The following is a 26,279-nucleotide window of genomic DNA, read 5'->3' as shown; positions in this document are numbered from 1 at the left end:
TTAAATAATTCGTGCGTCCTAGAAATAGAATTGGTACTGCACGTTGACCCGGTTTTCGATGAGATCGCGGCCAAATCCCGGTGTGCTCTCAAACGGAAACCGATCCGGTGCACGCCCGCCGCTTCCCATGGTGATATTCGAGTAGTCGATGACGAGCCGGTTATTGTATGTGCCGTCGAAGCTGTAGTTGATGGCGGCGCCGAACTCCTTTGTCAGATCGTCCTTCTGCTTGGTCGAAGGATCCATTACCCCGTAGCGGACGGCGAGTTCGAGCTTCCTGGGGATGACATATTTCCCGACCTGGGCATACCAGCCCCAGGCTTGCCCCAGATCAACGGGGGGGCCGGTGATCGATGCGATGGGGATTGTTGCTAAATCAAATGGTGTGGATCCACTGTCCCTGCTTCGCACCCTTTGGTGGCGGAAGTATCCTTCAGACTGGAGAGACCAGCCCTGGTACTTCGCGATGAAATCCGTTTCATAGGTCTGGAAGTCGTAGATGCCCCCGGCGAGGAGTCTGCCGTTCATGGCTTTGGTGACACTCTGACGATACCCTCGGTCTACAATGTCTGATCGAATGGCACTCAGGTAGTTTTGGGCTGGATTGTAGGCATAACCGAAGGCAATGGCTGATTGCAGGGTGCGAGAATTCAGGATGTCTCCCTGTCCGTATCCAGGATTGCCTGCAATCTTGTAGAGCCCGCGAAACGTGTACAGCATCTCGCCGGTCAGGGTGCGGGTGTCATAGTTGTAGGTCCGAGTCGTTCCTGAGGGCTGTGCCCCAGGTGACCCGCTGGGGGGCAGCACTCGTTGACTGACGGAGGTGCCTTCACGAGTCAGATTCGGTCCGACTCCCCCCCAGATACCAATCGCATAGTTGAATTTGTACTGGTCTTCGTCGCTGAGGATGCTGATCCCAATATCGCGGCTGTCGATCTGGTTGGCGGAAAATGCCCGCTGGACAATCATATTGTCCGCGAAGGTGGACGTGGCGATCGAACTGATCTGGGCTCGATTGAACCAGACCCGTTGTTGGCCGAGTTGGACCGTTGCCCAGGGGATATGCCAGGAGGCGACATAGGCATCGAGAAGTCTAGCTCTGCCACTGCCGCCTTCCTGATCCCAGGATGTCTGATCGAGTGCCAGGGAGAAATTGTAGCGGAAGTCTGGATCAAAGGCGTATCCCAGAAATTGAAGGCGAGCGCGAGGGACCGAAAAGAGATTCGAATCGCTCTGTTTTTTCACCGCTCGATATTCGACCTGGCCTCCGAGGATCTCAGGGTTTCTTGAGTCTCCGACCGACCCCCAGATTGAATTGTAAGAACTGTGGGTGTAGCGCACCTGGGTGAGCAGGCGGAGCTTCAAGAAAAATTTTTCTCCGACACGGATGTTCAATCCGTTGTTGACGTCGATATTGAAGTTCGGCTTGGAGATACGTTCTTTCGTCTCGATCACCTTCAAGCCCTTGTCGTACTCCTCTTGGGTAATGATTCCTTTGAGGTAGAGATACTTCAGTCCGGGGTCTTCGCCGGAGTAGTATTCCCACTTGCCTTCTTTCTTTACGAGTTGGCCTTCCTCGACGGCCTGTGCTCGTGGTGTCGGGCCTGCAAAGAGCGCAAAGGCTGTAACCGTGATAAAAAACACACCGGAAATTCTCATGTCGCTACCCTCCGTGACATGTGAACTTCCGGTGGTCCGGTCAGTTCTCAATTTTACGATTGAACAAGTCGGTCTTGGGCCTCCAGTCATCTGGACGGCCGGTCATTCTCCTTTAACTGGGACAACAGTTCTGACGTATCATCGTATTCTCAGCGTGTGGCGGTTGGGCCTTCGCCCTCAAGGCGCATCTTTTCCTTGCGCTCGATCTGCACGACTTTGGAGTCATGCACGATGATCTCGATGGACCCAAAGCGAAGGCCTCTCAGGGCGAGGCGAATGGCCTGCTCGATTGCCTGAGGGTCCTGCCGATCTGATCGTTCTGTGCTTCCCATGATGATGGTCCTGATCGATCTTGTGTGAGACTGCTAGCGCATGACGATTTTGCCGCTCTTATCCCAGAACCAGAAGACGGACAGATTCGGATAGATGGCGTTGATGGCGTTCTGGCCTGCCACCGTAAACTGGCAGCCGACGGCGACCAGCCAGTTTTGCGAAAAGTTCCATTGCAGCGCCGGTTCCACGCCGATGATCGTAAATCCGTTTTTCTGCCCTGCGTTGACTTCATGTCCATCCGCCCGCCAGGTGAGTCCGTGCAGGGTGCTGACTTCGATGTTGTACCCGAACCCGCTCTTGTCATCCAGGATGTGTTCGAAGATCAAGCGTGTGTTGACTACGTCCCCGGTGTAGGCGTTCCTGCCGCCGCTCTCTCCCGGTGCGGCATAGGTATAGAACACGGCTGCGCTGATGCGAATCGGTTCGAAGTTTTTTCGCGTCATCAAGCCTTGGGTCAGTCCATATTCCCCGAACCGCGTACTGGGTAGTCGGCCGAGCGGCGAGAACCCCCCTGGTGGCTTCTCGGCATCGGCCCAACGGCTGGTGGGGAGTACGACTTGCGTGTAATGGGTCACGGACGGGCGCCAGCCTCCAGGATCTTGGATGATGGGCCGGTATTTCATGATGAGCGAGGTGTCCCCGAATCCCGTCGAGCTCGTCCTCTGCCCGTTCTGGTTTGCCCAGAATGAATTCATCGAAATGGCGGCGCCTAGTTCGATGTGATTGGTCAGTCCATAGGCCGTATTGATAGAAGGGGACACTTGATAGAGATGCACCGGTCCGTTCTTGCTGTCGGTCGGACCGCTCAGGCGATTGCCGAAGCTACTTTCGCCGATTTGCGAGAAGATAAATTCGCGGATGGAAAGTTGTCCCTTCGGTTGGGTGTCGACAGCCTGGAGGAGAACTGGTCCGTGGGAAAGCGGATTCCAGCTCTGGCGATATTTCTTGATCTCCTCATCGGTCGGGACCCAATCTAGCGCAGAAGACTGTGAAGGGATGGCGGTCGCCGTGAAGAAGAGGAACGCGAGCGATGTTAGGAAGATGTTCCGGTATTGAAGCTGGTGAAATAATGTAAGGCGCATGTCAATTCCTATTATTCCGGTCATGAATGATATGTATAGTATAAACTAAATGAATCTAAATTGTCAACAATATATTATGTATAGGCATATGCGGGAGGAATACTCTGCAATGGCTATTGATTCGAATTGGTTATTTTGAATAAAAAAATCAATAAATATCAATTATGATACATTTTATACTTGCTATTAGTAATCTATGATTGCTATAAGCCTGCCACTATGGCGCAGGCACATCGAGCCGAATCAATCGAACATTTCGCGAATCATCTAAAAGATATCCGTGTCTCACGGAGCTTTTCGCAAGGTGAACTTGCCGGAAAATCCGGGATCACCAGGCAGGCCGTTTCTGCCATCGAGTCCCATCTTTATCTGCCCACCACGGCGGTTGCGCTTCGCCTGGCAGCGGCATTGGGCTGTCGAGTGGAAGATCTCTTCAGTCTTGTGGAGGCGCAGGATGTTATTGAAGGGAAGCTGATCGGTCATTTTCCCCAGCCCGATGAAAAGGTCTCGACGGTTCGCGTGAAGGTCGCGAGGGTAGGAACTCGCATGGTTGTGCGCCCTGTCACGGAATTGGGCGACGTTCTTTCCTATAGTGTGCCTGCCGATGGATATGCAGCGGATGTGCATGGGCAGACGTCGGGCTCAATGGTGCGAGTGAACTTGTCACGCGATCGTCAGGCGATCGAACAGGAGATTTCTGTCGCTGGCTGTGATCCTGCGATCTTTCTTGCCGGCGCGCATTTGCGGCGGGGAAAGGATCTTACCTCCGTCGTGGGTTGGACCATGGGGAGTATGGCGGCCCTGCGAGCCTTGCAGGAGGGCGAGGTGCACGTAGCCGGTCTTCATCTCCTCGATCCGACGACCGGGGAATCCAATCTGCCGTTCCTCCGACAGGCGCTGAAGGGTACAAATTACGATGTCGTCACCTTCGCAACCTGGGAAGAGGGCTTCCTCGTCCGTCCTGGCAATCCCAAGTCCATCCGTGCTGCCGCTGACTTGGTGGACCCTCTGGTGACCCTCGTGAATCGAGAAGAGGGGGCGGGAGCCAGGCTCATGCTCGATCAACGGCTACGCGCGGCGGGGATCGATCCAACGCAGATACGCGGGTACGAGAGCAGGGTATCGTCTCACTTTGAAGTTGCCCGGGCCATCGCCGGCCAGCAGGCTGACGTCGGGATCGGGATCCGGTCTGCCGCACAACTTTTTGGCCTCGATTTTGTGCCACTTCAAGCCGCGCGCTACGACCTCGTGGTTCCCAAAGCCTATCTCAAGTCTCATCCAACGCTGGCCCATCTGTTTGAGACCATCGCCAGCCGGCCATTTCGGAACGAAATCGAAGCGCTGGGTGGATACGACACGAGGGAAACCGGAAAGGTTCACGCACTGCAAACATGATTGATCCTCGACTCAAGATAATCGCGATGCGTATGTGCCGACCTTTGTTGTGTTGGATCATTTTCAATGGTGCCCTGGCACAGGGGGCATTGGCGTTGGAACCCCTAGTCATCGCCGCCTCTCCGAGTCTGGCCCCGCCGCTTGAAGCCCTTGCCAGGGCCTTTGAGGCGGTTCATCAGAATGTGAAGGTACGACTCTATTTCGATTCTGGCTTGGATCTGCGTCGCACAATCGCCGCGATGGAGAATCATCCCTCGGGACGATATTTCATTGGGTCCGGCCCCATTCACATCATTGCACCGGGTGGCGATGAGCTGATCACTCGCATGGAGCAGAAATATTATGTGCTGCCACAGACGCGCCGGCCATACGCGACGGTCTCGCTCGTGATGGTCGTGCCTGAATCGCTTGTCGATGCGCCGCCGTCGTTCGAGGCTCTTGCTCAGGATACTCGGATACGAGTAGCTGTCGCAGATCCGTTGCTGACCGTGGTTGGACAGAAGACTCACGAACTTTTTAATGCCTTGGGAATTGCGGAGCCTATGAAAGGCCGGTTGGATGTAGCGACGGATTCGCGGGGTGTGTTGGATCACGTCCTCAACGGACAAGCGGATGTCGGCATTGTCTTCGGCCCGGATGCCTATGAGAAGAGGGAGCGAGTTCGCATCGTCGCCGTGGCGCCTGAGCAGGCCATCCGTCCGATCGTCCATTCTCTGGCGATGGAGCGGTACTGCCCCAATCGTCCACTGTGCGAAGAGTTCCTCGCGTTTTCCCAGTCTCCGGAAGCCCGAAGCATCTTGAAAGGCTTGGGTTATGGGTTGCCCAAATAAATAAGGGAAGTAACGGGCGCAATATTTTTTTGCTCCATACGTCAAGAATACCAGTCAATCATTTTTGTATCGTGGTGGCGTAAATCGGTAGGAGGTTCGGCATGTATGTCCGGAGGCAGTCGGCAGCCATGGTGGTTGCCCTTCTCGTTGTGATTGGTTCAGGTTGTGCCCGCATTCCCTACACCACGACGGTGGTGCATGAGGATCAACGGGTCGCCGTGCTGCTGCAGCGGGAAGTCACGTCGGCAGGATATCGGCATCCAGTCCAGATTGCCCCTGAACAGATTGTCGCCATTTTCCGCGGGTTTTCTCTGCGTGAACAGCAGCGTCTGCCGCTTCGCTGGTATGCCGAAGAGGATCCACCAAAGAAATTATTCAGGGAAGACGAATTACAGCTGTTGGCCCCGCAACTTGCCGCTGCCCTGCAGAAGGTGGGGCCCGAAGAGCGGGTCTACTTCGAACTCTTTGCTCCTGGTATGAACCCCCGGTACCGGCGCGATGTCACGGGCGGATGGGTGGCCATACAGGATCGCCTGCTCCATCTGACCATTGATTACTTTCATGTTCAGCAGCCGGTCACGAAGTCCGATCCCTACGATTACAACTATCCAACCCCCTGGACTCCGGCGAACACCTACCTCCTGTATTTCGAGCCTGGTCGATTCTATGTGCACGACCCCAAGACGACCGACCGGCGAGGAGTGGATTTTCGGGAGTTCCTGAAAACAGCCTCGTCGCCTTAATCACCCATTCGCATGAGCCTCTATTTTGGTGACGCTCATTCTTAGGCGTTAAACGTACTTGTGGACGAGGGATTTATGAAGAGTGGTGACATGTGGCAGTCATTCAGAGGCATCGGGGGATCATCTGTTGCCTCAGTTGCTGTACCACGGTGGAGCAAGATTGTCGGATTCGCTCTGTGGTTGGTTTGCCTTGCGTGGTTCGGGCCACTCCCGGTCTTCGCGGCTGATGCGGGAAAACTGGTGGAGAAGGATGGGAAGTATGTCTTTGTCGAGAGTATGGATCCGGCGACCAAACTGCTCCTGGAGCGAGCCGTCAAACAGGGCACCATCACGCAGGAAGAATATGACGCGGTCGTCAGAGAGTCGCAGGAGCGAATCTATCTGCTCCAGCCGAGCTTCAAGGCCTGGTATGACCGGGGCTTTAACTTTTCCATGAACGACAATGCCTTTCTCTTGAAGATACGGGCACGGTTCGCGACGCGGTTCACACAGCGCTCCAGAAATGAGGCCTACCGCGAGTCCGGCGATTCAAAAAACTTTCCGGAACTGCTCGGTGTGTTCGGCGATTACCGGGCCAATCGCTCTATCGGTGACGCATCCTCATTTAATTTGAGGACTGCGCGGCTCTATTTCATGGGGCACCTCTTTAGCCCGGATTTCAAATATTACATCCAACTTGCCGGCGAGACTTCGGAGAACGCCCAGGCGCCGGGAGCTCTTTCTGTGTTCGATATGAATGTGACCAGCACCCATATCCCCTGGTTGAACGTGCAACTCGGCCAGTACAAGGTCTACTTCAATCGGTCGCAGATCAATTCGACGGCTTCGATGCAGTTTGCGAGCCGCGCTCTCGCAATGGATGCCTTTACGGCGAACGGCATCAATCGTCGAGATGTGGGCATCACGATTATGAACGACGAAGAAGTGTATCCGGTCAATTATTACTTCGGCGTGTTTAATGGTGCCGGCCCGTTGGTAAACCGCTTCGCGCAATTTACGAGCGAAGAGCCGACCGTCGGCTGCCCGGGCGGACAAACGGGCGGGAATCCCTTTCCGTCACCAGCAGGATGCCCCGTCAATCAGCGCAGCCTCAACGCAAATGTTCGAAGCAATGTTAATCAGTTGATGTACGTGGCGAGACTCCAGGCGAATATCCTGGGCCGGGCAGGTTACGGTGAAGGCGATTTGGCCTATTCGGAGACTCCGCAGATGGCTGTCGGTGGAGGGTATGCCTATAATCCGGCGATCGATACCAGTACAGGTAATGCGTTTGTGGGGATCGATCTGGCAAATTTAACCGTTCGCCGCGCACTGGCTCAAAACGGGAACGCACGTATTCTCGGACAGGGCGTGGTCGACTTTTCAACCTGGACGCTGGATTATGCCTTCAAGTATCGTGGCTTTTCCTTGCAAGCGGAATATTGGTTCAGGAACGTGACACGGCATACCAAGGGCCTCCCTTGTATGGTGACGAATGGAGTCGGTGGCCCTTGTACCACCTATGCTCCTGGGCAGTTTGGCAACACGACAGGCTGGTACGTTCAATCCGGTTATTACCTGATTCCACGAAAACTGGAATTTGCCGCCCGCTATGCCTGGTGGGATCCCGATACCAATTCGGGAGGCGATTTGATTAAGGAAGTCGACTTCTCGCTGAATTGGTTCCTCAGTGGGACCTATGACCATCAAATCATGCTGACCTATAGCAATATCGCCATGGGCCAGGGTGGTTTTGCGATCGGGCGGAGCGCCCCGTTGCCGGCGACAGGGGCTTGCCCGGCCAACTGTCCGTCCGGTTCCGTGCCCCTGGATGCGCATGCAGGGACGCTGATCGAAAATGCGATCCGGTTGCAGTATCAAATATTTTTCTAATCGTTCAACGCATCAGTGGAATGAGGTGGTGATGAAATTGAAATATTGCCTGTCGATGTTTCTGGCCTGTGGTCTACTGTTGGCCTGCCTTGCTCCGAGCGTGTCTGCAGCGGAGGTCATTATTGCCGCGGCGTCAGATTTGAGTTTTGCCTTTAAAGAAATCGTGACTGAATTCGAACAGACGACCGGCAACCATGTGAAGCTGACGCTCGGATCCTCGGGCAATTTCTATGCGCAAATTCAGAATGGCGCGCCGTTCGACCTCTACTTTTCAGCCGACATCGGCTACCCCAAGAAACTGGAAGAGGCAGGTCTCACCTTACCTGGCTCGCTCTACCCCTACGCGGTTGGGCGAATCGTATTGTGGTCCGGCAATGGGTTGCGCCTGGATCTTTCCAAGGGGCTGGAAGTCTTGCGTGATCCGACGATCAAGAAGATCGCCATTGCCAATCCCAAACATGCCCCCTATGGACGTGCCGCGGTTGCTGCGATGGAACACTTCAAGGTTTATGACCAGGTCAAAGACAGGCTCATTCTTGGAGAGAACATCTCGCAAGCGGCGCAGTTCATCGAATCCGGCGCCTGCGACATCGGGATTATCGCGCTGTCCCTGGCACTTGCGCCGACGATGCAAACGCGAGGGACATACTGGGAGGTTCCGGCGGTTGCGCATCCACCTCTGGAACAAGGAGCCGTGATCTTGAAGCAGTCAAAAAACCCAGAAGGCGCGAAACAGTTTCTTGAATTCATCAAAGGCCCTCACGGACAGGAGGTCATGAAGCGCTATGGGTTTACGCTACCCAGTTAAGCCATGGATGAAGGTGATCTGGTTGGCCCTGCTGGTTACCAGTTTCGGCTGTTCCGAGGCGGTGTTGCTCACGCATGAAACCGATACCGGCGGAGTCGTGACATACCTGTTCAAGGAAGACCGGGGCGGTCCGATGGGATCACCGCATCGAAGAGACGCGTTGAAGCTCATCGAAAAGAAATGTCCCTCCGGCTATACCGTTCTCAAAGATGGGGAAGTGCAGGGATACGGCAGCATGTCCAGTGTCGAAGGCGCAGAAGGGGAAGTCAGTGGCCGGCGTTGGGGAATACAGTTTCGATGCAAAGGTGGGTGAGGTGGCGCTCGTGAAAGGATTGCAGGCAGTCTTGTGAATTGGACAGCCATCTGGGTCACATTCAAATTGGCCGGCTTGACGTCCGGCGTTTTGCTGGTGGTCGGATTGCCCATCGCCTATTGGCTTACCTTTTCAAAGTGGCGCTGGAAATTCATTGTCGAGTCGGTGGTCGCGCTGCCGCTCGTGCTTCCTCCGACGGTATTGGGTTTTTATATTCTGGTCGCCATCGGTCCCCACAGCCCGGTCGGTCGATTCTACAGCGATCTCGTCGGGCACCCGCTTCCCTTTAGCTTCGAAGGTCTGCTCCTTGCGTCGATCCTCTACAGTTTGCCGTTTGCCGTCCAACCATTTGCTGCTGCCTTTGAGCAAGTCGATCGCCGCTTGATCGAAGCCTCCTGGACGTTGGGTGTGTCCAAAGTCGCCACGTTCTTTAAGCTCATTGTCCCGCTCTCCATGGCAGGACTTGTCACCGGCGCGGTATTGAGTTTCGCTCATACATTGGGAGAATTCGGTGTCGTGTTGATGGTGGGGGGCAACATTGAGGGTGAAACGCGAACGGTTTCGATCGATATTTACGATGAAGTACAAGCGCTCAATTACGCTGGAGCCGCCAAGACGGCGCTGTTGCTGCTCGCGGTTTCCTATGGGGTGTTGCTCCTGGTCTATGCGATGAATCGAAAGGTGTGGGCAGTATGGCCGCAGAAATGACCATCGACATGACCAAGACATTTTCCGGGCGGGCGCCTATTCAGGCCCATCTCCGCTACGAGATCGAGGCCTCGACCGTCTTGATCCTGTTCGGTCCGTCGGGGTCAGGCAAAACGACCATTCTCCGGTCCGTTGCGGGACTCGAATGGCCGGAAGAGGGGAGAATCCAGTTTTTGTCGCGGACCTGGTTAGATACAAAATCGGGAATCAGGGTCTCGCCGCAAGATCGACAGATTGGGTACATGCCGCAAGACTATGCGCTCTTCCCCACCTACTCCGTGGCAGGAAATATTGCGTATGGGTTGGGGGCCTTCTCCTCCCCTGAGAGGAACAAGAGAGTTGCGGAGGTGGTGGAATTGTTCCAGTTGCAGGGGTTGGAAGCGGCGAAACCGCGAGAATTGTCCGGTGGCCAACAGCAGCGGGTCGCGTTGGCAAGAGCAGTCGCGCCGAGGCCGCAACTGCTCTTGCTCGACGAACCCTTGTCGGCATTGGATGCGCCAACCCGACTTCAACTGAGAGGGGAACTTAGAAGCTTGCTGAAACAATTAGCGCTGCCCTCGATCATTGTGACCCACGACTGGTCGGAGGCGCTCACGTTGGGCGATGTGATGGCGGTGATGGGTAAGGGGCTGGTCCATCAAGTCGGGAAGCCTCATGAGGTATTCAGTCGTCCGGCCAATGCGGAGGTGGCGCGCATCGTCGGTGTGGAGACGGTCGTACAAGGCGAGGTGATCGAACAGGCGGACGGGTTATCCACGGTGGCTGTCAACGGAACGAGGCTGAAAGGTCTGAGTAGTAATGCCATCGGTGCAACCGTCTATGTCTGTATCCGTGCCGAAGATGTGGTGGTGGAGCCTGCGGGGAGCGGGATGACCAGTGCCCGTAATCATCTCCTGGGGCGTGTGACCGATATTGCCCCGCAAGGCGTGATGGTGCAGGTCACGATCGACTGTGGTTTCCCCCTCACGGCAACCATCACGCGCGGGGCGGTAGAGGACTTGCGCCTGGTGTCTGGCGCCTCCGTCATCGCGGCGATCAAGGCTGGTGCTGTGCATCTTGTCCCACGATCGCTTGCCTGAGTAGAATGATGAAGAAATGGGCGAGATGGTTTGGATGGTCCTCCCGCTCGCATAGCGTGGATATCCTCAGCATGAGCGATCAGTTCAGTTCAGTTCAGTTCTTCACGTGATGACTGTCGGTACGTGCAAGTTGCCCGCTGGCAAGGCGATCAGTATAATCGCCCAAGAGAATCGCGTTGATCAGCGCAGGTCCTGCCTGCGTTGACCTCACTTTCATATATGGCTCACGACAATCGCAGGGTTAGCTGTGCTGGAGCGGGGACTGTTCGAAGAACATTGCTCTCCTCGGTGGAGCCGGTAGCGATACGTTCGGTAGAATTGGAGTGACCTCGTAACGAAGGAGCCGTACTGTGCAATATTGGGTGAAAATTGTGTTTGTCGACAATCAGGAGTTGCTGGTGAAGGATGCGATTCGTCATACCATCAGTGACGATATGGAAGTGTTAGAGGTCGATTCAGCGAAGGAAGTGCTCATCATTCCCATGAAGCAGATCAAGTATCTGGCCTGCGACGCCACGGTGTTTGCGACGAAGAAGCCCGGCTGAGAGATCGTATTCTCGTGCGTGGCGGCAGGCGATCTCTCAGGTGACCTGAGCCAAGATATCGAGGACCGCTTCATTCCATCCTACCGGCCCGATGCCGGGCGCGCGGATCATCCTAGACAGGTGTATGTCAGGGTCATAGGATCCGTCTGGTTTTTGGACAAGAATCGGGTAATCCACCATGGCGAGCAGGGGAGCATCGTTGATGCTGTCCCCGATCCCGATCGTTTCAATCCGGTCCGTCTCTCCGTTCAATCGTTGTTGGCGCTGGTAGCAGCGAAGGAGCACGGACGCAGCCGCTCCCTTATCGTTCTCTCCCATCAGATGAAAGAGCCGCCCCCCCTTTGTCCATCGAAGTCCCCTGGTCACAATTTGCCGGCAGACTTCTTCGATGAGGGTCTGCGGGCCTTGTAGGAGGTAGGGCTCGTCGTATTCCCGCTGTTTGGCGAGGACGGCGTCGGCATAGGGGAGCCCGGTCGCCTGCATAATGGCTTCTATCGACAGGTCGCCAAAGCCTTGTAGCGGCGTTTCAATCGCATCTTCGATTTGCTTCAGGACATCCCGCAGCATGTGATACGGAAGGCCCAACTCGATGACTTGGTATGGAGATCTGGTTCGCATCCGTTCCAAGGGAAAATCGAAGAGGCCATGTGGCACAAACACAGCGCCGCCGTTTTCGACAATGAAGGGATCATGATGGCCGAGCCGTTGGCGAAGCGGCTCCATTTCCGCGCGCGTTTTACTCGACACCAGTACAAGTGGGATGTCGTGCTCACGGAGCGCCCTGAGGGCTGGTATGGCCGTCTCGTAGGAGTAGGTTGTGCCATCGAGGAGCGAACCATCCAAGTCTGTAAAGACGATCAAATTGGGCATGATCTTGTGCTGTTATAAGTGATGGAGATCATCGCCTGTGCTGGATTTTGATCGGGCCACCAGCCGTCGTTCTAAGAACCCTTTCGCGAGATCGGCGGAGCCGAGTCCAAATGCGATCGCGCCGGCCAGTACGATTCCTCCCCAGGTAATGCCGAATCCTACGACCACGATATGCTCAGCAATGCCAAGTTGTTCCAGTGCCATGGCGCCTGCGAGGATTTGGAGCCCCCAGCGGGAACAGGCTGCGATGAGTCTCGCGGGAGGCAGTCCGGCATTGACGGCGGCGATGAGAACAGCCTGAGAGGCAAAGTTCGAGAGAAAGTACCCGGCCAGAAGAATCACCGCTGCCGTTACCAGATGAGGCACATAAGCCAGCAGTGACTGGGCGAACTGGTTGATCGGAGTCAGGTTCAAGGCTCCCAACGCCCCAATCGCAGCCAGCAGGAGCACCATCCAATAGATGCTGCGGCCGACGAGGCGAGAAGGATCGGTTTTGACTCCTCCCCGTAGAAGCGCCGCATTCATCCCCAACCGATCACAGAGATGGTCGAATCCGATCACGCGAAACAGTCGTTCAGCGAAGGAACCGAACGCCCATGCGGTGAAGAAGCCACCGAGCAGGATAATGCCCATGGCGAGCACATTGGGGAGCACGGTCAGCATCTGGCGTCCGAGCAGTTCCAGCGGCCCTAGAAGCGCCTGGTTAATGAAGTCATTCATGATCACCTCCTGCGTCGGTCGTCGTGTGGTGCAACAGCGCCGGCACTGCGGGTTGTAGTGCCAGCGGTTGCCAACGCTCAACCAGATAGGGTTTCATACGTTCGAACGTCTGGCACAAGGCTTCGATCTTCTGTTCTGCCTCCGTAGACGTCAGGCCTTGGGTGGCATGGACGAACGAAGCGGTTCGACCTAAGTACAGGGGGGTGAGGGCTTTTAGGAGGTGCTCGCGCGGCATGACTTGCTTGTGATAGGCGATGGCCGCATCGTAGACGACCTGGACCCACAACTCATCGGTGATTCGACAGTCGGTGCTGGATGCTCCCTGGAGGTCGCGCAACTGCGTGAATGTGTCGTTTGCCAGGATTTGCCGCCAGATGGGTTCAAGATCGGTGAGGCCCTGTCGATAGTGCGACACCATCCGCTCTACATTGACATGGACCGGTTCGACTCCGACCTCGTAGGGGAACCCAAAGAGTGGAACCGGCTGCGATCCCTCCTGCTGTGACCACAGGCCTTCATGCCGTTCCATTGCGGCAAAGAGTGCTCCCACTACTTGCATTAACATGGCAGACAGGTCGGCAGCAGGATCCTTCGGATTATGGATTTTTGCGCCGAGGAAGCTTTGGCAGACCCGTGCACCGCTGGCAATGGCCTCAGTCGTCATCCAGATATCGATGCCGAACCGCGCCACCTCCGATTCCCAGACATGTTGGTCGAGGTAATGGGCCGCGAGTGCACCGGAAAAGCCGAACTCCCCGCCGATAGGCTGGCGGATTCGTTGCCCGTAGAGAGCTCTGGTGAGCGGGTAGGCGATACTATTTGTAATCGTGCCGTCATATTTGTGGCGCAGATAGTAGGGGGCGACATAGTCGTATCCCTCTTCCATGATCGGGCGGAGTAACAGTTCGATCCATTCCGGTGAAATGCTGCGGAGATCTGCGTCGACCACCGCGCAGGCCCTGGCCTTCAATCGCCGTGCAATCTCGAAGATCGTTCGGAAGGCACTGCCTTTTCCGGGAATGCCATGGTAGGGAGTAATGATCCGATGCAGGATGCTTTGCTGCTCGCCGATGAACAGATGTTGGAAGTCGACGGCGGTGCGGGTGACGATGGCTGTCGTGTCATCCGAAGAGCCCCCGTCTGAATTGACCAGGACGGCCCGGCGGCCAGGGAAGTGTTTGGCGAGCCCCACGCTCACGGCCCGCACGACGTGGCCGACCGTGTCCGCGTTGTTGTAGCTCGGAATCCCGACGAGAATCTCTGCCGAGCCAATATCGTGAATGCGAGCTTCCGTCGGTGCCGTAAGTGGTGTGAGTTCGGTGTTCATGACGGCGTGGCTACCGGTTCAGATGTGGGATCCCAGGCATGATCCGCTTCGACGGCCTCGACCAGGCGATCGAAAATGTCTGGTACAGCATGGGTCACGCGGCTCCAGTTTGAAATCATGGGAACGCCCAGCGGATCGTCGAGAAAACCCTCCGTGGCCAGCTTTATGCCTTTCAAGAACACCTCGACGGCCGTCCGCTCCTGGTGCCGGTCGAACGTGAGGCTGTTGATAGCCGCATCGTTTTCGTAGCGACTAATCGCTTCCTGGGCCGCTTGCAAATAGGTTGCCCGCAAGGTTTTGAGAACCCCGTCGGATAAGATCACGCCTTCGCTCGCGAGGTTTCTAAAGAGCGATTTCGTGATATCGACGCACATCTTGAGGAGGCCGGCATCGGGGTCGTGATTCGAGAGCTCTTGGTGTTTATGGTCATAGGCATCCGCAATATCAGCTTGGCAAATGCGGCGCAAAGCACAGTTCCGATAGACCTCTGAAAGAACACCGATTTCGAGACCCCAGTCTCCTGGAATTCTATTCGTCCAGGCCAGGTCCCGCACCATGGCGAACTCACCGGCCAGCGGGTAGCGAAAGCTGTCGAGAAAGGTGAGGAGGGCGTGGGGCCCTACGAGCTGTTGCAGGCTTCTGATCATGGGGGTGAAGAATAAGCGTGTGACTCGCCCATGCAGCCGATCGGTGACGCGGCTGTAGTAGCCTTTGCAGAATTCATAGCCGAGGTTCGGATTGGCGATGGGGTAGCAGAGGCGCGCGAGATATTCCCGGTTGTAGCTGGTGATATCGCAGTCGTGCAGGGCGATGACCTGACTTTGGTTTCGGGCCAATATGTAGCCGAAGGCTGTCCAGCAGCCTCGACCTTTGCCCTGCAGGCCGATATCGAGGTTGTGATCGACTAAGAGCTTGAGGATGGCTTGGATGCGCTCGCCGTCATTCCAGATGAGACGTACCCGTTGAGGGAGTTCGGAAAAGAATTGTTTGGCCAGGCGAAACTCCAAGGCTGAGGCGCGATCTAACGAGATGACGATTTCGTTCAGATACGACACCGTTTTGAGGGTCTCCACAATGGCTTTCAATGCGGGGCGCCCCAATTCTGCATAGAGGGATGGGAGAACTAAGGCGATGGGGTTGACGCGCCCATACCGCGCTAACTCCCGTTCGAGTTGATCGACGTTCGGTTGTCCGAGGCGGTGCAGCACCGTGACGACACCGTTTTGGTAGAAGTCAGACATGTAGTCCTCCAATGAGTGAGTCGCCTGCCACGGGCTTGGCAAAGATTAGGCAGAGAAATCAGGAGAGGTTGTTGAAGCCGCGCACTGCATTCACCGCAGCGTTGCTCGTGGTATTAGAACACTTGTGCAGGGGGCGTGCCACTAGGGAAAGCCCTAAGTGCTGGCAGTTCATGTTACGAAGGAGCGAGGGAGTGAAGAGGATGGTGGAAAAACCCTTCACCTCCAAGGTGGAGAATGTCTGGATGTCACCCGCTATGGGCGATCGGTGGAAAGTCGTTTGGCAAGGCGATGGGCCAGTCTGATCATGCCTGCTGAGCGATCGGCTGGATTGAGCAGCACATTCAGGACGTGCAGTTGGCGGGAATCTGCTAAGGCGGCGGTGAGCTCTCGCTCAAATTCCCCTTGGGTTGTGATCCTCGTGCCGACTCCGCCTCCGACCATGTCGCAGATTCGATCGTAGTGCCATTCGTGGACATCGTTAAAGGGGCCTTCGAGAATTTCCCGTTCAGTGGAGTAGCCTCGATTGTTCAGAATAATAACGATCGGCGTTTGACCATATCGTACGGCGGTCGAGAGCTCTGTTCCGGTCATTTGAAATGCGCCGTCTCCCACTAGCACGATCGGTCGGAGCGTGGGATCGGCAAACGACGCGCCGACGGCTGCCGGAACGGCAAATCCCATTGAGGTGTAATAGGCGGGAGAGAGAAACTCAAATCGTCGATGGACATGGAGATCGGCTGCAGCAAAGAGCGATTCCCCGACGTCAGCGATCACGAGGGTCTTTTCATCCAGCAGACTATCGAGGTGGCGAAAGAGGCCGTTCAAGGTTACAGGAGCGTTCGGTGCAAGGATGCCTTGTGGCACGGCTGGGGGTGCGGGCAGGGGGCGTGAAGAAAACGAAGGAAGGGGATTGGTGACCAGGGCTCGCACGAAGTCTTGAAACCGGATCGCATCGTAGCGATGGTGTTTGATGGCCACCCGGTCGGCGGTCGCATGAATCGTGCGGCCTTCTGTCAGCAAGGGCGAATCGGCATTGAGATCCTCAACGTCGGATAAGATCGATCCCAGGATCAGGAGGCAGTCGGATTCATTGATGTATTGTTGGACTTCGTCACGCGCGATCAGGCCGCCATACACACCGACGTAGAGCGGGTGGTCTTCACGAATGACAGATTTTCCCAACAGGGTCGAGGCGATGGGGACATTGAGCCGCTCAACCAGACGCGTCAGTTCGTCTTGCAGGCCGAATCGTCCGATTTCCGCGCCGGCCAAGATCGCAGGGCGCTTGGCCGAGGCCAACATGGCACGGACTTCGGCGAGGGCTTCGTCCAGTGCGGCGGCATCGCTTGGTTCGTCGTCGAGGCAGAGGGGCCGCAAGGGATGTGCAAGAGGCGTATGGACGAGGTCTCGAGGGATTTCGATATAGATGGGGCGGCGATAGCGCAACAGGGCGGCAAAGGCTCGATCCATCTCTCGTTCGGCGGTTGCGGGATCATCCAATGAGACCGCAGCCACCGTGATTTTCTCGAACACCTCCCGTTGCGTCGAGAAATCCCGTACCATGTGGTGCATGTAGGGTGTGCGAACTCGCTCTGAAAGTCCGGGCGATCCGGTGAGTAACACGACCGGCGACCGTTCAGCATAGGCGCAGGCGATCGCATTCACGCAATTCAGCCCTCCGACACAATAGGTGACGCAGACGGCTCCGATGCCATTGATACGGGCATAGGCGTCGGCTGCAAAGCCTGCGCTATCTTCGCGGGTTGTGCCGACGTGGCGGATCGGTGAGGCTTCGATCAATTGGTAGAGGCTCAGGACATAATCACCGGGGATTCCAAAGATATGACGGACTCCCAGTTGATGAAGCCGATCAATCACGGCGGAACCGATGGTCGGTATTCGTGTCATCGTGGGGCTTCCCGGTTTAGGGAGGGGGAAATAGGCTCTGTGTTACACACATCTGCAGCAAACCACAGCGCGCGGCAGCCGTCAAGCAAGCAGATACGTGAGGAAGGACTTGACGTGCGGTTCGCGCCATTGGATAAGTACAGTATGACTACACATGATGATAATCCACGCGGGCAGGTTCGGCTCTCTCGCACACGTGCGGTCGAGGAGCCTGGGCATCTTTGGATCTATGCCGGTTATGTCGAGGGGGTCAGCGGTGAGCTGGTTTCAGGCGATGTGGTCGATGTCATCTCGCCGAATGGACGATTCTATGCCAGAGGCCTTTACAACCCAGAGTCCAAGATCCGCGTGCGGATCCTGACATTCGAAGACGAACCCATCACCGAACAGTTTTGGAAGGCGCGGATTGCACAGGCGGTCAGGTTGCGGCAGAAGATCGTCACCGGCACCAATGCCTATCGCCTCATCTATGGAGAGGCGGATCGGTTGCCTGGCTTGATTGTCGATCGCTATGACGATGTCTTAGTCATGCAGACCTTGTCCTCTGGTATGGACAGTCGGAAAGATCTACTCGCCGACCTCTTGTGCCAGGAGTCCGGAGCAACTCGGGTGTATCTGCGTAACGATGCCAAGAGCCGTACGTTGGAGGGATTGTCGGTGGAGCGAGGTTTCCTTCGAGGGGGTGGCGCCACGATCGTCGATATCCACGAGGGGCCGGCTCGATTTCTTGTCGACATCGAACGAGGGCAGAAAACCGGTTGGTTCTGCGATCAACGGGAAAACCGATTGGTGGCAGCGCAATTCGCGTCGGGTGCAGAGGTGCTGGAGGTATTTGCCCATACAGGAGCCTTTGGCATTCATGCCGCGCTCGCAGGAGCGAAGTCGGTCGAAGGATTGGATGTCAGCGAGGAGGCTCTGGCACTTGCGCGCAACCATGCGGTCTTGAACAAGGTGGATACTCGTTGTGTCTATCGACCGGCGGATGCGTTTGTGGAGATGCGACAGCTCGAACGGGCTGGGCGCCGGTACGACCTCGTGTTGCTCGATCCACCGGCCTTTGCTCGCAGTAAACAGGCCGTGCCTCGTGCCTTGGCAGGATACAAAGATGTCAATTTGCTTGGGATGCGGCTCACGAAGCCGGAAGGATTTCTGGTCACGAGTTCCTGCTCACACCATGTCACTGAACAGGAATTGTGGACGGGCATTCGTCTGGCTGCACGAGACGCGAAGAGGCAGGTCCGTCTGCTTGAACAGCGTGGGCAGGCGAGCGACCATCCCATTTTCGCTACGATGCCGGAGACGCGTTACTTGAAGTGTTTCATCCTGCAAGTACTCTGAGCGAGACAAGCGGGACATGCGCGACTCGAAGGCCGAAGTCCGAAGACTAAAGGTAGGAGTTCAAATTTCTCAACACTTCAGTCGTCAACCTGTCTCGCTCGTCCTGCATTTCCCGCGCGTCGCGCACGAATAACTAATCGCTCGGCGGTTCGAAGTGGCCAGACGGTCGGTTCTGCCAGGGGATCGTCGCCTGTTTGGCTTGCTTGACGAGGCTTCGTAAATTCACTTCCGCCGCACGGAGCAATTTCGGTTCGCCGCTTTGCATGATCGCCGTCAGCAGGACGTAGAGCGAACGATCCATGCGCGATCCCGCGAGTATTCGTTCTGTGACAGGATCGGGGCCTGTGGGGATGGGATTCTCGTGCTCTTCCGGATCCTCAAACAAGGTGCGAAAGGAAGTCGGATGGCTAAAGAGCCAAGCCGGAGGAATTTTCAGGGCAGCCGCGAGTGCTTCGAGGGTTGAAGCGGAAGGATCAATTTGCTCTGCTTCAATTTCCTCTAATTGGTAAGTCTGGATATGGGATGCCGCTGCCAAAGCCTCTACTGAGAGGCCTCTTGAGACCCGCCAAGCTTGAATTTGTTGTCCGAGTGCCATGGTGCGATGATACTGAATTGCATCTCTCTCTGCAACCTCGCTCTTAGAACTTGTGGCTTGATACCCCCTCAATAACAAAGACTTATGAGCATTTTCTTCCAGTGGAAGATGCGTGGTGAAATCAGGTATAATGCGTCTCCAAGTTTATTCCAGATTCAGCGAGGAGGCGTGTCATGTTAGGAACAGATATTCGCGGAATTATCGCAGAGGAAGAAGAAGTCCAGCGGCGTAAGGAGGCGTTGAAATCGCTCTTGAGCATGCGTTCCAAGCAGTTGCGTGAGTCGTTGGAACAACGGATTAAGCGGGCCAAGACCTGTGGCGATTGGATCCATCTTTCTCAAGAAGAATGCGCCACGCTACACAAGCGAGAGAAGCTCCACCTCCAGTCTCAGTTCGACAAGCTTCAGCATGAGCAGGATCGGACCAGCGGGAAGCTGACTGCGCTCAAGCGGGCGAAAGTACGGGCTCAACGGATTCGGGCTGCCGAGGCCGCATCTGGGCGGAAACGTCGCTGAACCGATTGTGTCCAGTGTGACGTATAAGCGTGGCTGACTCACTTCCCCTCCTGACGCGCTCGCAAGGGGCGCACATCCGCGAACTTCTCCTCGATAGACGTGTGCGAGCACAGGAAGGCGCCTTCGTGGTCGAAGGCGCCCACGCTGTGCGGGATCTCCTCACCCGGTATCCGAGCCAGATCCTGACAATCGTGACGTCTCACGGTTACCTGCTCAAGGAAGGGCAGGGTGACCGATTGGTTCGATTGGCTGTCTCGAAGCCGCAGTATTCCTGTCCTGACTTCCAATTCTCGAAACTGTCCGATGTCGACGAGCCGCAAGGCATTCTCGCCCTGGTACGACAGCCGATATGGAATGAAGGAACGATTCTGAGTCAGAGGACTGTCCTGGGAATTTTCGGAGAGCAGCTACAAGATCCTGCCAATGTTGGAGCGATTATTCGAACAGCCGCTGGTCTCAACGTGAGTGCCCTGTGGCTCACGCCGGATTCTGCCGATGTGTATCATTCCAAGGTGGTTCGCGCCACGAGCGGGGTGTTGCTTGCGCTGCCGATATTTTTCATCAAGGATGTGTCAGGGCTGATTCAGCAGGGCTGCCAGATTTTCACTGCAGAAGTGGCAGGTGAGGGAACTGTTCCAATTGATGAGATTCGGCATGTGCCACGGAAATGTGTATTTGCCGTTGGCAATGAAAGCCGTGGTTTATCAGCTCAGATCCGCACGCATGCCACTACTCGATTTACCATCCCGCTCAGTCGCGACGTGGAATCCTTAAATGTTGCGGCGACAGTAGCCATTGCCACGTTCTATCTCGGGCGTCTTCCCCAAGTGGAATGATCCAACGACCATTCGTACGCACGGATGGTCTCGGCTAGTCAGTCATCAATATATAATGGGAAGTGATTAGTGGTGCCGAGGGACAGAATTGAACTGTCGACACCAGCCTTTTCAGGGCTGTGCTCTACCAACTGAGCTACCTCGGCACGGAACATGGCAAGACAAGCAGGGCACTGTTACAGGATCGGCTGAGAAAAATCAAGTTGTCTGGCTGCCCATTCTCTGCGCGCGCACTGTTGCGGTGGGCTGTGGCGGAGAGGGAGGGATTTGAACCCTCGGTAAGGGTTTTGCCCCTACGACGGTTTAGCAAACCGTTGCCTTCGGCCACTCGGCCACCTCTCCACTCGTCGCAGCTCTTTGCGGGGTTCCCAATCATCGATGACGTGATTGATGACCGTAGGACAACCAGCACGCGAGCCGTGATCTTACCTCAGGCCCTATGGGAGGTACAAGTAATTCGCGAGATGGATCCAGAAAAATTATCGACGAGAATGGCGACGGTTTACATGTCTACCTGTTTGGTCCATTGAAGGACGATGGGTTTTTTGGCGAGCTGGACGAGTGTAGATGAGAGGCTGCGTGCCCATTGCCATGTCTGGTTCACATTGAGTGTGATGTTGTGGTCCCATGACTGTAGAGGGATCGGGTGGGTCAATGGATGCCCGCTCGCAGTCGGTTGCGTGCGGGAGGCGGTCCTGCCTGCCAGGGGGGTCGCGTATCGGATCTCGACATGGCTGGGCCGGATGGCGCCACTGAGCGTCAACATATGTAATGCGGTTCGTTTCTGTTTTGTGCGCGCTCTGTGCTGCTGTAAGTATTGAATCGGTGAAGAGAGGACGTGCATGGTGTCTTCCTTCTGTATTGAGGTGATGAGGCGGCTCTTTACATCCAGAGAATTCGACCGAGGCCTTCATTGAGTCCTCGAGGGCGCTGACATTGCGCGCAGCGGGCAAAGAGTCCTCCAGATTGCGGCTGCATGTTCCCCCGAAGCACGAGTTGATACTTATGCCCACCGCAGCAGGGGCAGGCTGTCCCGTCTAGCTCTCGACGAATGGCCCCAATCTTCCCGATCTGTTTGTGCATCGATCTCTCCTTCAAGAAGTGATGCCCGTTGAGGCGCGCTATGCGCGTGATATTGCGATAGGGCTGCACTTTTGAAAATACCGTAGAGGTAGGTGGGGTAGGACTAATGGGGGGGGATTTCAAGAAACTGTCAGGATGTTGCGGATTGAGAATTGCTGTTAACTATTAAGCGCTTACGACAATAGTATGCTTGCTGGCATTATGTGCTTCCGTGGCAGGACTTAGGCTATGGCTAAATGCCTCGTTGAACGTGCTGTCTGAATATGCGTGATACGTATTGGGGTGATTGGAAACGTGGGTCGAGGTTGTTGTCTCAGAGGGGGAAGCGAGCACTTCGTTCTGTTCTGGAAGGGATATCAGGAAATCGAGAGGACGACTACCAGAAGGCATGAATCTATTTTCGGCGTTGGCGGAGGGGGCGAGATTTGAACTCGCGGACCCCTTGCGAGGTCTCCAGTTTTCAAGACTGGCACGTTCGGCCGCTCCGTCACCCCTCCAACTCAACCTCTGTACGCTTAGGACGTTTGGATTCTACCCTATTCGTTGTGAATCCGCTCAAGCCCCCCCATGTAGGGACGCAGGACGTCCGGAATCGTGATGCTTCCATCGGGCTGCTGGTAGTTTTCGAGAATGGCCACGAGTGTACGTCCGACGGCAAGTCCCGACCCGTTGAGGGTATGGACGAACTCTGTCTTCGCATCTTTTTTCCCGGCGGGGCCTTTATATCGAATGCCGCCGCGCCTGGCTTGAAACCCTTCGAAGTTGCTGCAGGATGAGATTTCTCGAAAATGGTTTTGCGCCGGCAGCCAGACTTCGATGTCGTAGGTCTTTGCCGCAGAGAACCCCATATCGCCGGTGCAGAGCGTGATCACCCGGTAGTGAAGTCCCAGTCCTTGCAAGATCGCTTCGGCATGGCCGGTCAAGCGTTCCAATTCCTCATACGACTGTTCCGGTTTCGCAAACACGACCAACTCGACTTTGTTGAATTGGTGGAGGCGAATGAGCCCTCTGGTATCTTTTCCATAGGAGCCTGCCTCGCGACGAAAGCAGGGGGTATAGGCTGTATACCGGATTGGCAGGCTGGCCTCGGCAAGTATCTCGTCACGGTGGAGGTTCGTCACCGGCACTTCTGCCGTTGGGATCAAGAAATAGTCTTCGTCGCGCAAGCGAAACAGGTCATCTTCAAACTTGGGTAGCTGTCCGGTCGCGGTCATGCTCGTTCGATTGACGAGGAGCGGCGGCAGGACCTCCCGATAGCCGTGTGCTGTCGTGTGGAGGTCCAACATATAGTTAATAAGGGCCCGTTCGAGTCGCGCACCGGCCCCCGTGAGGACCGCAAACCGTGCCCCAGCGATTTTTGCGGCCCGGTCGAAATCCAGAATGCCGAGGGCTTCGCCGAGATCCCAATGGCTCTTGGCCGGTGCGGTCAGGGTGGGTGGGGTTCCCCACCGTCTGGCCTCCACGTTGCTACTCTCGTTTTTGCCTGCCGGCACCGAGGCATGGGGGAGATTCGGGATACGGAGATTCAGATCGGCCAGAGCCTCTTCGGCGCTACGTAGTTCGTCCTCAATCGCCTTGATCCGCTCGCCAACCGCTTTCATGGCGGCCATGGCAGCATCTGCCGGTTGTTTCTCCCTTTTCAGCTTGGCAACGTCCTCGGATCCCTTTTTCAGTTCAGAGCGAAGCTGCTCGACTTGGGTGGTCAAGGCGCGGCGTTGCTCGATCAGCGTGCGCAGATTATCCCATGGGACGTCGGCTCCGCGGAGGCCGAGCTGTTCCCTGGTGCTGTCTAAGTTGTCGCGTAAATAGCGTAGGTCGTACATGGCCGTCTGTTCCTGAAAGCGCTGGAATCTAACATCGGGGTAGGGCGTAGTCAATCAATTGGAGCGTGATGGCTGTCCAGGCTGGCATGGCTCGTCCCGTTGACAGGCGTAGGGAAATCGAGGACCATACCCCGATGCGCACGGTGATGAACCCCCCTAATCCATTTGACTCACAACACCGGGATCTCTTGGAGCCTGCGTCCCATGTCTCGCTGCAAATGTTTGAGGATGCGACCCGTGACATTCTCAGCCGGAACGACAGTCCTGATTTGCCGTTCCGATGGAGTCTCAATCCCTATCGTGGTTGTTTTCATGCGTGCGCCTATTGCTATGCCAGGCCGACACATGAGTATTGGGGATTCGGCGCCGGGACGGACTTCGAGTTCAAGATTATTGTCAAACGTGAGGCCGCGGCCTTGCTCCGCCGGACGTTCGAGAAACCTTCCTGGAAGGGCGAATTGATTCTGTTCTCGGGGAACACCGATTGTTATCAACCTTTGGAGGCGTCATTGGAGTTGACGCGGGCCTGTCTGGAGGTCTGTGCTGAGTATCGGAATCCGGTCGCGATCATTACAAAAGGAGTGCTGGTGCTGCGTGATTTGGATCTGCTGCGTCGGTTGCATGAGGTCGCGTCGGTTCGTGTGTATTTCAGTATCCCGTTTTCCGACGATGAGGTTGCGCGCAGGGTCGAACCTCATGCACCTTCTAGCCGGAAACGCTTTGAAGCGATGGCAACTTTGGCGAACGCCGGCATTCTCACCGGCATCTCACTGTCTCCGCTCATTCCTGGTCTCAACGATGAGGATATCCCTGATCTGTTGGCCCGAGCGAAGCAGGCTGGGGCGATGGAGGCGATGGCGACGTTATTGCGTCTGTCCGGTCCTGTCGAGCCGGTGTTCCTGGAGCGTATGGCGGCGGCATTTCCCGATCGGATCGCCAAGATTATGAATCGAATTCGGGAGGTGCGCGGTGGTGCAATGAGTGAGGGGGCCTTCTTTGAACGCCATCGTGGCGCAGGTCCCTATTGGGCGATGATCGAACAATTGTTTACTGTGGCCAAACGTAAAACGGGCTTTCCGGCATTGAGCGACGACACGGCTCCCACGACCTTTCGCAGGCCAGGGATCGAACAAACAGCCTTATTTTAGCAGGGCAGGGAAGGGAAGGGAGTGAGGATGCAACATAATCCAGGCTTTCTCAAGCTAGTGGATGCGGCACGAGGGCGAGTGAAGGAATGTACGATCGAACAGGCGAAGGCCAGGCTCGATCGGGGTGAAGCGCTGCATTTTCTCGATGTGCGTGAGGACCTCGAATTTGCGAAGGATCATGCAACAGGCGCCCGGCATTTGGGAAAAGGAATTATCGAGCGCGATATCGAATCGCTCATTCCCAATAAACATGAGGCTATTGTGCTGTATTGCGGGGGCGGCTACCGGTCTGTCTTAGCCGCGGATGTGCTTCAGCAGATGGGCTACACGAATGTTGTATCGATGGATGGGGGCATCAAAGCTTGGCGGGATGGGGGTTATCCGATGGAGCATTGATGGGACCTCAGAGAGGCCGAGGTCCCATCCTCATTGCTCGCACTGCTGGCCGAGGGGTTTATTTGCTGTTGGTGCGATCGAACTCTTTGATCACCTGGTCGGTCAAGTCGATGGTGTCCTTGTTGTAGATTACGATCTTGACCGTTTGTTCGCTGCCCTTATCGACGACGATAGAAAATCCGCCTTTTTCCGCCACGGTCTGTGTGGCCGAGGCAATTTTCTTCATATAGTCATCGACCAATTCTTTCTGCTTGCCCTGTAACTCCTGATTAAATTCCTGCGCACGTTTTTGATAGTCCTGGATCTTTGCGCGGAACTGGGTCTCTTTCTCTTTCTTTTCAGCGTCGCTGAGCTTCGCGATTTGTTCCTTGAGCGTCTTCTCGGTGTTGCGCAAATCTTCTTCATCCCGTGACAACAACTTCTGCCTGGTGGAGACATATTCCTTGAGCCCGTCCAAGGCCTTTCTGCCCGCTTTTGACTTCTCTAGAACTGACTGAGGATCGACGACGCCCATTTTAAAGGCCTCGGCGGCTTGTGCTGTAGGGAGAGATCCGAGTAGCAACATGCCTGCGGCGACCAGGGGGAGGGTGATCCGCCCCAAGAGAATTCCCGTTGTATGCATAACGCGCGCTCCTTGTTGGTGAAAACTGCGATCAATAGAACGGTTGCGAGAATAACTGGGGGGGGAGGCGCTGTCAAGAGATCGGCGGAGGCAGGATGTTCAAAAAGTTCGTCCAACAAGGCCGTAGCGAGTGACGGGCCGAACTCAGAACGATGAGCGGGGAACGCTGAAATGAAAAGTCTTTCCTCGTTCACCATTTACCGTTTACTGGCAGGCGGACTTTTTCAACATCCTGCTATACGAAGTAGCGGCTGGTATCGAACTTATACTCCGTGTTGTCGATCAAACGAATAATATTGTGGCGGAAATCTCCGATCTCATCTTTCTCGGTGAGGTCGATCTCCCGCCCGTGCTCGACGGGGTCCCCCTGCGGATCGGTAATGACCTTGACGAACGGCCGTTCGGCGTTCGCTTTATCGACGGCTGGCTTGAGCACGACGGCCAGCTCACTCGTGTTCAACATCACCAGGCTGCCGATGGGGATGATACC

The 26,279-nt window shown here is 55.8% G+C and carries 28 protein-coding genes and 3 tRNA genes; 14 read left to right on the top strand and 17 right to left on the bottom strand.

Annotated features, from left to right (window positions below; genetic code table 11):
• Nucleotides 1-18 precede the first annotated feature (18 nt).
• The 3 genes from Q7U76_07700 to Q7U76_07690 all read right to left on the bottom strand — a co-directional run bounded on the left by Q7U76_07700 (nucleotide 19) and on the right by Q7U76_07690 (nucleotide 3,074).
• Nucleotides 19-1,659, bottom strand: a complete 1,641-nt coding sequence (locus Q7U76_07700; GenBank protein ID MDO8356255.1) for a hypothetical protein — start codon at nucleotides 1,657-1,659, stop codon at nucleotides 19-21.
• A 149-nt stretch (nucleotides 1,660-1,808) separates the two neighbouring features.
• Nucleotides 1,809-1,991, bottom strand: coding sequence for a DUF2292 domain-containing protein (locus Q7U76_07695; protein ID MDO8356254.1), 183 nt, complete (start codon nucleotides 1,989-1,991; stop codon nucleotides 1,809-1,811).
• 33 nt (nucleotides 1,992-2,024) lie between these two features.
• Complete coding sequence (locus tag Q7U76_07690) at nucleotides 2,025-3,074, bottom strand: hypothetical protein (GenBank protein ID MDO8356253.1); 1,050 nt, start codon at nucleotides 3,072-3,074, stop codon at nucleotides 2,025-2,027.
• 219 nt (nucleotides 3,075-3,293) lie between these two features.
• Between Q7U76_07690 and Q7U76_07685 the strand changes: the two genes are divergently transcribed.
• The 9 genes from Q7U76_07685 (at nucleotide 3,294) to Q7U76_07645 (ending at nucleotide 11,367) form a co-directional block, all read left to right on the top strand.
• On the top strand, nucleotides 3,294-4,469 hold the full coding sequence (locus Q7U76_07685) for a substrate-binding domain-containing protein (protein ID MDO8356252.1): 1,176 nt from the start codon (nucleotides 3,294-3,296) through the stop codon (nucleotides 4,467-4,469).
• Nucleotides 4,470-4,495: 26 nt separating this feature from the next.
• Nucleotides 4,496-5,299, top strand: a complete 804-nt coding sequence (gene modA, locus Q7U76_07680; GenBank protein ID MDO8356251.1) for a molybdate ABC transporter substrate-binding protein — start codon at nucleotides 4,496-4,498, stop codon at nucleotides 5,297-5,299.
• Between the two features lie 101 nt (nucleotides 5,300-5,400).
• On the top strand, nucleotides 5,401-6,042 hold the full coding sequence (locus Q7U76_07675) for a hypothetical protein (GenBank protein MDO8356250.1): 642 nt from the start codon (nucleotides 5,401-5,403) through the stop codon (nucleotides 6,040-6,042).
• Nucleotides 6,043-6,132: 90 nt separating this feature from the next.
• Nucleotides 6,133-7,914: a porin gene (locus Q7U76_07670; GenBank protein ID MDO8356249.1), complete on the top strand. Its 1,782-nt coding sequence runs from the start codon at nucleotides 6,133-6,135 to the stop codon at nucleotides 7,912-7,914.
• Nucleotides 7,915-7,945: 31 nt separating this feature from the next.
• Nucleotides 7,946-8,722: a molybdate ABC transporter substrate-binding protein gene (gene modA / locus Q7U76_07665; protein MDO8356248.1), complete on the top strand. Its 777-nt coding sequence runs from the start codon at nucleotides 7,946-7,948 to the stop codon at nucleotides 8,720-8,722.
• Nucleotides 8,700-9,035: a hypothetical protein gene (locus Q7U76_07660; GenBank protein MDO8356247.1), complete on the top strand. Its 336-nt coding sequence runs from the start codon at nucleotides 8,700-8,702 to the stop codon at nucleotides 9,033-9,035. The genes modA (Q7U76_07665) and Q7U76_07660 overlap by 23 nt, the downstream gene beginning before the upstream one ends.
• A 33-nt stretch (nucleotides 9,036-9,068) precedes the next feature.
• A complete protein-coding gene (gene modB / locus Q7U76_07655; protein ID MDO8356246.1) occupies nucleotides 9,069-9,743 on the top strand; it encodes a molybdate ABC transporter permease subunit in 675 nt (224 codons plus the stop codon).
• Entirely contained in the window at nucleotides 9,728-10,822 is a 1,095-nt protein-coding gene (locus Q7U76_07650) for an ABC transporter ATP-binding protein (protein MDO8356245.1), read from the top strand. The genes modB and Q7U76_07650 overlap by 16 nt, the downstream gene beginning before the upstream one ends.
• A gap of 350 nt (nucleotides 10,823-11,172) precedes the next feature.
• The gene (locus tag Q7U76_07645; GenBank protein ID MDO8356244.1) at nucleotides 11,173-11,367 is read left to right on the top strand and encodes a hypothetical protein; all 195 of its coding nucleotides are present in this window, start codon (nucleotides 11,173-11,175) and stop codon (nucleotides 11,365-11,367) included.
• A 36-nt stretch (nucleotides 11,368-11,403) separates the two neighbouring features.
• Here Q7U76_07645 and Q7U76_07640 read toward each other — a convergent pair whose 3' ends face one another.
• From Q7U76_07640 to Q7U76_07620, 5 genes are all read right to left on the bottom strand, one after another.
• Entirely contained in the window at nucleotides 11,404-12,237 is an 834-nt protein-coding gene (locus tag Q7U76_07640; GenBank protein MDO8356243.1) for an HAD-IIB family hydrolase, read from the bottom strand.
• A gap of 12 nt (nucleotides 12,238-12,249) precedes the next feature.
• Nucleotides 12,250-12,957 (bottom strand): hypothetical protein, encoded by a 708-nt coding sequence (locus Q7U76_07635; GenBank protein ID MDO8356242.1) that lies wholly within the window; start codon nucleotides 12,955-12,957, stop codon nucleotides 12,250-12,252.
• Nucleotides 12,950-14,284: a glycosyltransferase gene (locus tag Q7U76_07630; GenBank protein ID MDO8356241.1), complete on the bottom strand. Its 1,335-nt coding sequence runs from the start codon at nucleotides 14,282-14,284 to the stop codon at nucleotides 12,950-12,952. Before Q7U76_07630 ends, Q7U76_07635 begins: the two co-directional genes overlap by 8 nt.
• Nucleotides 14,281-15,525, bottom strand: a complete 1,245-nt coding sequence (locus Q7U76_07625; protein ID MDO8356240.1) for a glycosyl transferase — start codon at nucleotides 15,523-15,525, stop codon at nucleotides 14,281-14,283. The genes Q7U76_07630 and Q7U76_07625 overlap by 4 nt, the downstream gene beginning before the upstream one ends.
• A gap of 252 nt (nucleotides 15,526-15,777) precedes the next feature.
• Nucleotides 15,778-17,433: a thiamine pyrophosphate-binding protein gene (locus Q7U76_07620; protein MDO8356239.1), complete on the bottom strand. Its 1,656-nt coding sequence runs from the start codon at nucleotides 17,431-17,433 to the stop codon at nucleotides 15,778-15,780.
• 144 nt (nucleotides 17,434-17,577) lie between these two features.
• Between Q7U76_07620 and Q7U76_07615 the strand changes: the two genes are divergently transcribed.
• Nucleotides 17,578-18,771 (top strand): class I SAM-dependent rRNA methyltransferase, encoded by a 1,194-nt coding sequence (locus tag Q7U76_07615; protein ID MDO8356238.1) that lies wholly within the window; start codon nucleotides 17,578-17,580, stop codon nucleotides 18,769-18,771.
• Between the two features lie 133 nt (nucleotides 18,772-18,904).
• On the opposite strand, the gene Q7U76_07610 is transcribed toward Q7U76_07615, so the two are convergent.
• Complete coding sequence (locus Q7U76_07610) at nucleotides 18,905-19,366, bottom strand: helix-turn-helix transcriptional regulator (GenBank protein ID MDO8356237.1); 462 nt, start codon at nucleotides 19,364-19,366, stop codon at nucleotides 18,905-18,907.
• Between the two features lie 173 nt (nucleotides 19,367-19,539).
• Here Q7U76_07610 and Q7U76_07605 point away from each other — a divergent pair, with 173 nt between their 5' ends.
• Nucleotides 19,540-19,881 carry a hypothetical protein gene (locus Q7U76_07605; protein MDO8356236.1) on the top strand — a complete coding sequence of 114 codons (342 nt, stop codon included), beginning with the start codon at nucleotides 19,540-19,542 and terminating at the stop codon, nucleotides 19,879-19,881.
• A 29-nt stretch (nucleotides 19,882-19,910) separates the two neighbouring features.
• Nucleotides 19,911-20,717, top strand: coding sequence for an RNA methyltransferase (locus Q7U76_07600; GenBank protein MDO8356235.1), 807 nt, complete (start codon nucleotides 19,911-19,913; stop codon nucleotides 20,715-20,717).
• Between the two features lie 70 nt (nucleotides 20,718-20,787).
• Here Q7U76_07600 and Q7U76_07595 read toward each other — a convergent pair.
• The 6 genes from Q7U76_07595 to serS form a co-directional block, all read right to left on the bottom strand.
• Nucleotides 20,788-20,863, bottom strand: a tRNA-Phe gene (locus Q7U76_07595).
• Nucleotides 20,864-20,966: 103 nt separating this feature from the next.
• Nucleotides 20,967-21,059, bottom strand: a tRNA-Ser gene (locus Q7U76_07590).
• Nucleotides 21,060-21,219: 160 nt separating this feature from the next.
• Complete coding sequence (locus Q7U76_07585) at nucleotides 21,220-21,561, bottom strand: hypothetical protein (GenBank protein MDO8356234.1); 342 nt, start codon at nucleotides 21,559-21,561, stop codon at nucleotides 21,220-21,222.
• 38 nt (nucleotides 21,562-21,599) lie between these two features.
• Entirely contained in the window at nucleotides 21,600-21,800 is a 201-nt protein-coding gene (locus Q7U76_07580; GenBank protein MDO8356233.1) for a hypothetical protein, read from the bottom strand.
• 407 nt (nucleotides 21,801-22,207) lie between these two features.
• Nucleotides 22,208-22,297: transfer RNA gene (locus Q7U76_07575), tRNA-Ser, on the bottom strand.
• Nucleotides 22,298-22,336: 39 nt separating this feature from the next.
• On the bottom strand, nucleotides 22,337-23,623 hold the full coding sequence (gene serS, locus Q7U76_07570; GenBank protein MDO8356232.1) for a serine--tRNA ligase: 1,287 nt from the start codon (nucleotides 23,621-23,623) through the stop codon (nucleotides 22,337-22,339).
• A gap of 68 nt (nucleotides 23,624-23,691) precedes the next feature.
• Here serS and Q7U76_07565 point away from each other — a divergent pair, with 68 nt between their 5' ends.
• Nucleotides 23,692-24,771: a PA0069 family radical SAM protein gene (locus tag Q7U76_07565; GenBank protein MDO8356231.1), complete on the top strand. Its 1,080-nt coding sequence runs from the start codon at nucleotides 23,692-23,694 to the stop codon at nucleotides 24,769-24,771.
• Nucleotides 24,772-24,798: 27 nt separating this feature from the next.
• On the top strand, nucleotides 24,799-25,167 hold the full coding sequence (locus Q7U76_07560) for a rhodanese-like domain-containing protein (protein MDO8356230.1): 369 nt from the start codon (nucleotides 24,799-24,801) through the stop codon (nucleotides 25,165-25,167).
• Nucleotides 25,168-25,225: 58 nt separating this feature from the next.
• Here the strand turns inward: Q7U76_07560 and Q7U76_07555 are convergent, their stop codons facing one another.
• Together Q7U76_07555 and Q7U76_07550 are read right to left on the bottom strand one after the other, a co-directional pair.
• The gene (locus tag Q7U76_07555) at nucleotides 25,226-25,789 is read right to left on the bottom strand and encodes an OmpH family outer membrane protein (GenBank protein ID MDO8356229.1); all 564 of its coding nucleotides are present in this window, start codon (nucleotides 25,787-25,789) and stop codon (nucleotides 25,226-25,228) included.
• A gap of 235 nt (nucleotides 25,790-26,024) precedes the next feature.
• On the bottom strand, nucleotides 26,025-26,279 hold a 255-nt coding region (locus Q7U76_07550), incomplete at its 5' end, for a hypothetical protein (protein ID MDO8356228.1).

It is taken from the genome of Nitrospirota bacterium (assembly GCA_030645475.1).
Taxonomy (GTDB): Bacteria; Nitrospirota; Nitrospiria; order Nitrospirales; family Nitrospiraceae; genus Palsa-1315.
This window is presented reverse-complemented; position numbering and strand designations above follow the sequence as displayed.

What these genes read in the sequence shown, in the direction of transcription:
- modA (MDO8356248.1), top strand. Translation starts at nt 7,946, where the DNA reads ATGAAATTGAAATATTGCCTGTCGATGTTTCTGGCCTGTGGTCTACTG.
- Q7U76_07565 (MDO8356231.1), top strand. Translation starts at nt 23,692, where the DNA reads ATGGCTGTCCAGGCTGGCATGGCTCGTCCCGTTGACAGGCGTAGGGAA.
- Q7U76_07670 (MDO8356249.1), top strand. Translation starts at nt 6,133, where the DNA reads ATGTGGCAGTCATTCAGAGGCATCGGGGGATCATCTGTTGCCTCAGTT.
- Q7U76_07635 (MDO8356242.1), bottom strand. Translation starts at nt 12,957, where the DNA reads ATGAATGACTTCATTAACCAGGCGCTTCTAGGGCCGCTGGAACTGCTC.
- Q7U76_07615 (MDO8356238.1), top strand. Translation starts at nt 17,578, where the DNA reads ATGACTACACATGATGATAATCCACGCGGGCAGGTTCGGCTCTCTCGC.
- Q7U76_07620 (MDO8356239.1), bottom strand. Translation starts at nt 17,433, where the DNA reads ATGACACGAATACCGACCATCGGTTCCGCCGTGATTGATCGGCTTCAT.
- Q7U76_07695 (MDO8356254.1), bottom strand. Translation starts at nt 1,991, where the DNA reads ATGGGAAGCACAGAACGATCAGATCGGCAGGACCCTCAGGCAATCGAG.
- modA (MDO8356251.1), top strand. Translation starts at nt 4,496, where the DNA reads ATGCGTATGTGCCGACCTTTGTTGTGTTGGATCATTTTCAATGGTGCC.
- Q7U76_07625 (MDO8356240.1), bottom strand. Translation starts at nt 15,525, where the DNA reads ATGTCTGACTTCTACCAAAACGGTGTCGTCACGGTGCTGCACCGCCTC.
- Q7U76_07610 (MDO8356237.1), bottom strand. Translation starts at nt 19,366, where the DNA reads ATGGCACTCGGACAACAAATTCAAGCTTGGCGGGTCTCAAGAGGCCTC.
- Q7U76_07650 (MDO8356245.1), top strand. Translation starts at nt 9,728, where the DNA reads ATGGCCGCAGAAATGACCATCGACATGACCAAGACATTTTCCGGGCGG.
- Q7U76_07690 (MDO8356253.1), bottom strand. Translation starts at nt 3,074, where the DNA reads ATGCGCCTTACATTATTTCACCAGCTTCAATACCGGAACATCTTCCTA.
- Q7U76_07640 (MDO8356243.1), bottom strand. Translation starts at nt 12,237, where the DNA reads ATGCCCAATTTGATCGTCTTTACAGACTTGGATGGTTCGCTCCTCGAT.
- Q7U76_07685 (MDO8356252.1), top strand. Translation starts at nt 3,294, where the DNA reads ATGGCGCAGGCACATCGAGCCGAATCAATCGAACATTTCGCGAATCAT.
- Q7U76_07630 (MDO8356241.1), bottom strand. Translation starts at nt 14,284, where the DNA reads ATGAACACCGAACTCACACCACTTACGGCACCGACGGAAGCTCGCATT.
- Q7U76_07585 (MDO8356234.1), bottom strand. Translation starts at nt 21,561, where the DNA reads ATGCACGTCCTCTCTTCACCGATTCAATACTTACAGCAGCACAGAGCG.
- Q7U76_07675 (MDO8356250.1), top strand. Translation starts at nt 5,401, where the DNA reads ATGTATGTCCGGAGGCAGTCGGCAGCCATGGTGGTTGCCCTTCTCGTT.
- Q7U76_07660 (MDO8356247.1), top strand. Translation starts at nt 8,700, where the DNA reads ATGGGTTTACGCTACCCAGTTAAGCCATGGATGAAGGTGATCTGGTTG.
- serS (MDO8356232.1), bottom strand. Translation starts at nt 23,623, where the DNA reads ATGTACGACCTACGCTATTTACGCGACAACTTAGACAGCACCAGGGAA.
- Q7U76_07560 (MDO8356230.1), top strand. Translation starts at nt 24,799, where the DNA reads ATGCAACATAATCCAGGCTTTCTCAAGCTAGTGGATGCGGCACGAGGG.
- Q7U76_07555 (MDO8356229.1), bottom strand. Translation starts at nt 25,789, where the DNA reads ATGCATACAACGGGAATTCTCTTGGGGCGGATCACCCTCCCCCTGGTC.
- Q7U76_07580 (MDO8356233.1), bottom strand. Translation starts at nt 21,800, where the DNA reads ATGCACAAACAGATCGGGAAGATTGGGGCCATTCGTCGAGAGCTAGAC.
- Q7U76_07605 (MDO8356236.1), top strand. Translation starts at nt 19,540, where the DNA reads ATGTTAGGAACAGATATTCGCGGAATTATCGCAGAGGAAGAAGAAGTC.
- Q7U76_07700 (MDO8356255.1), bottom strand. Translation starts at nt 1,659, where the DNA reads ATGAGAATTTCCGGTGTGTTTTTTATCACGGTTACAGCCTTTGCGCTC.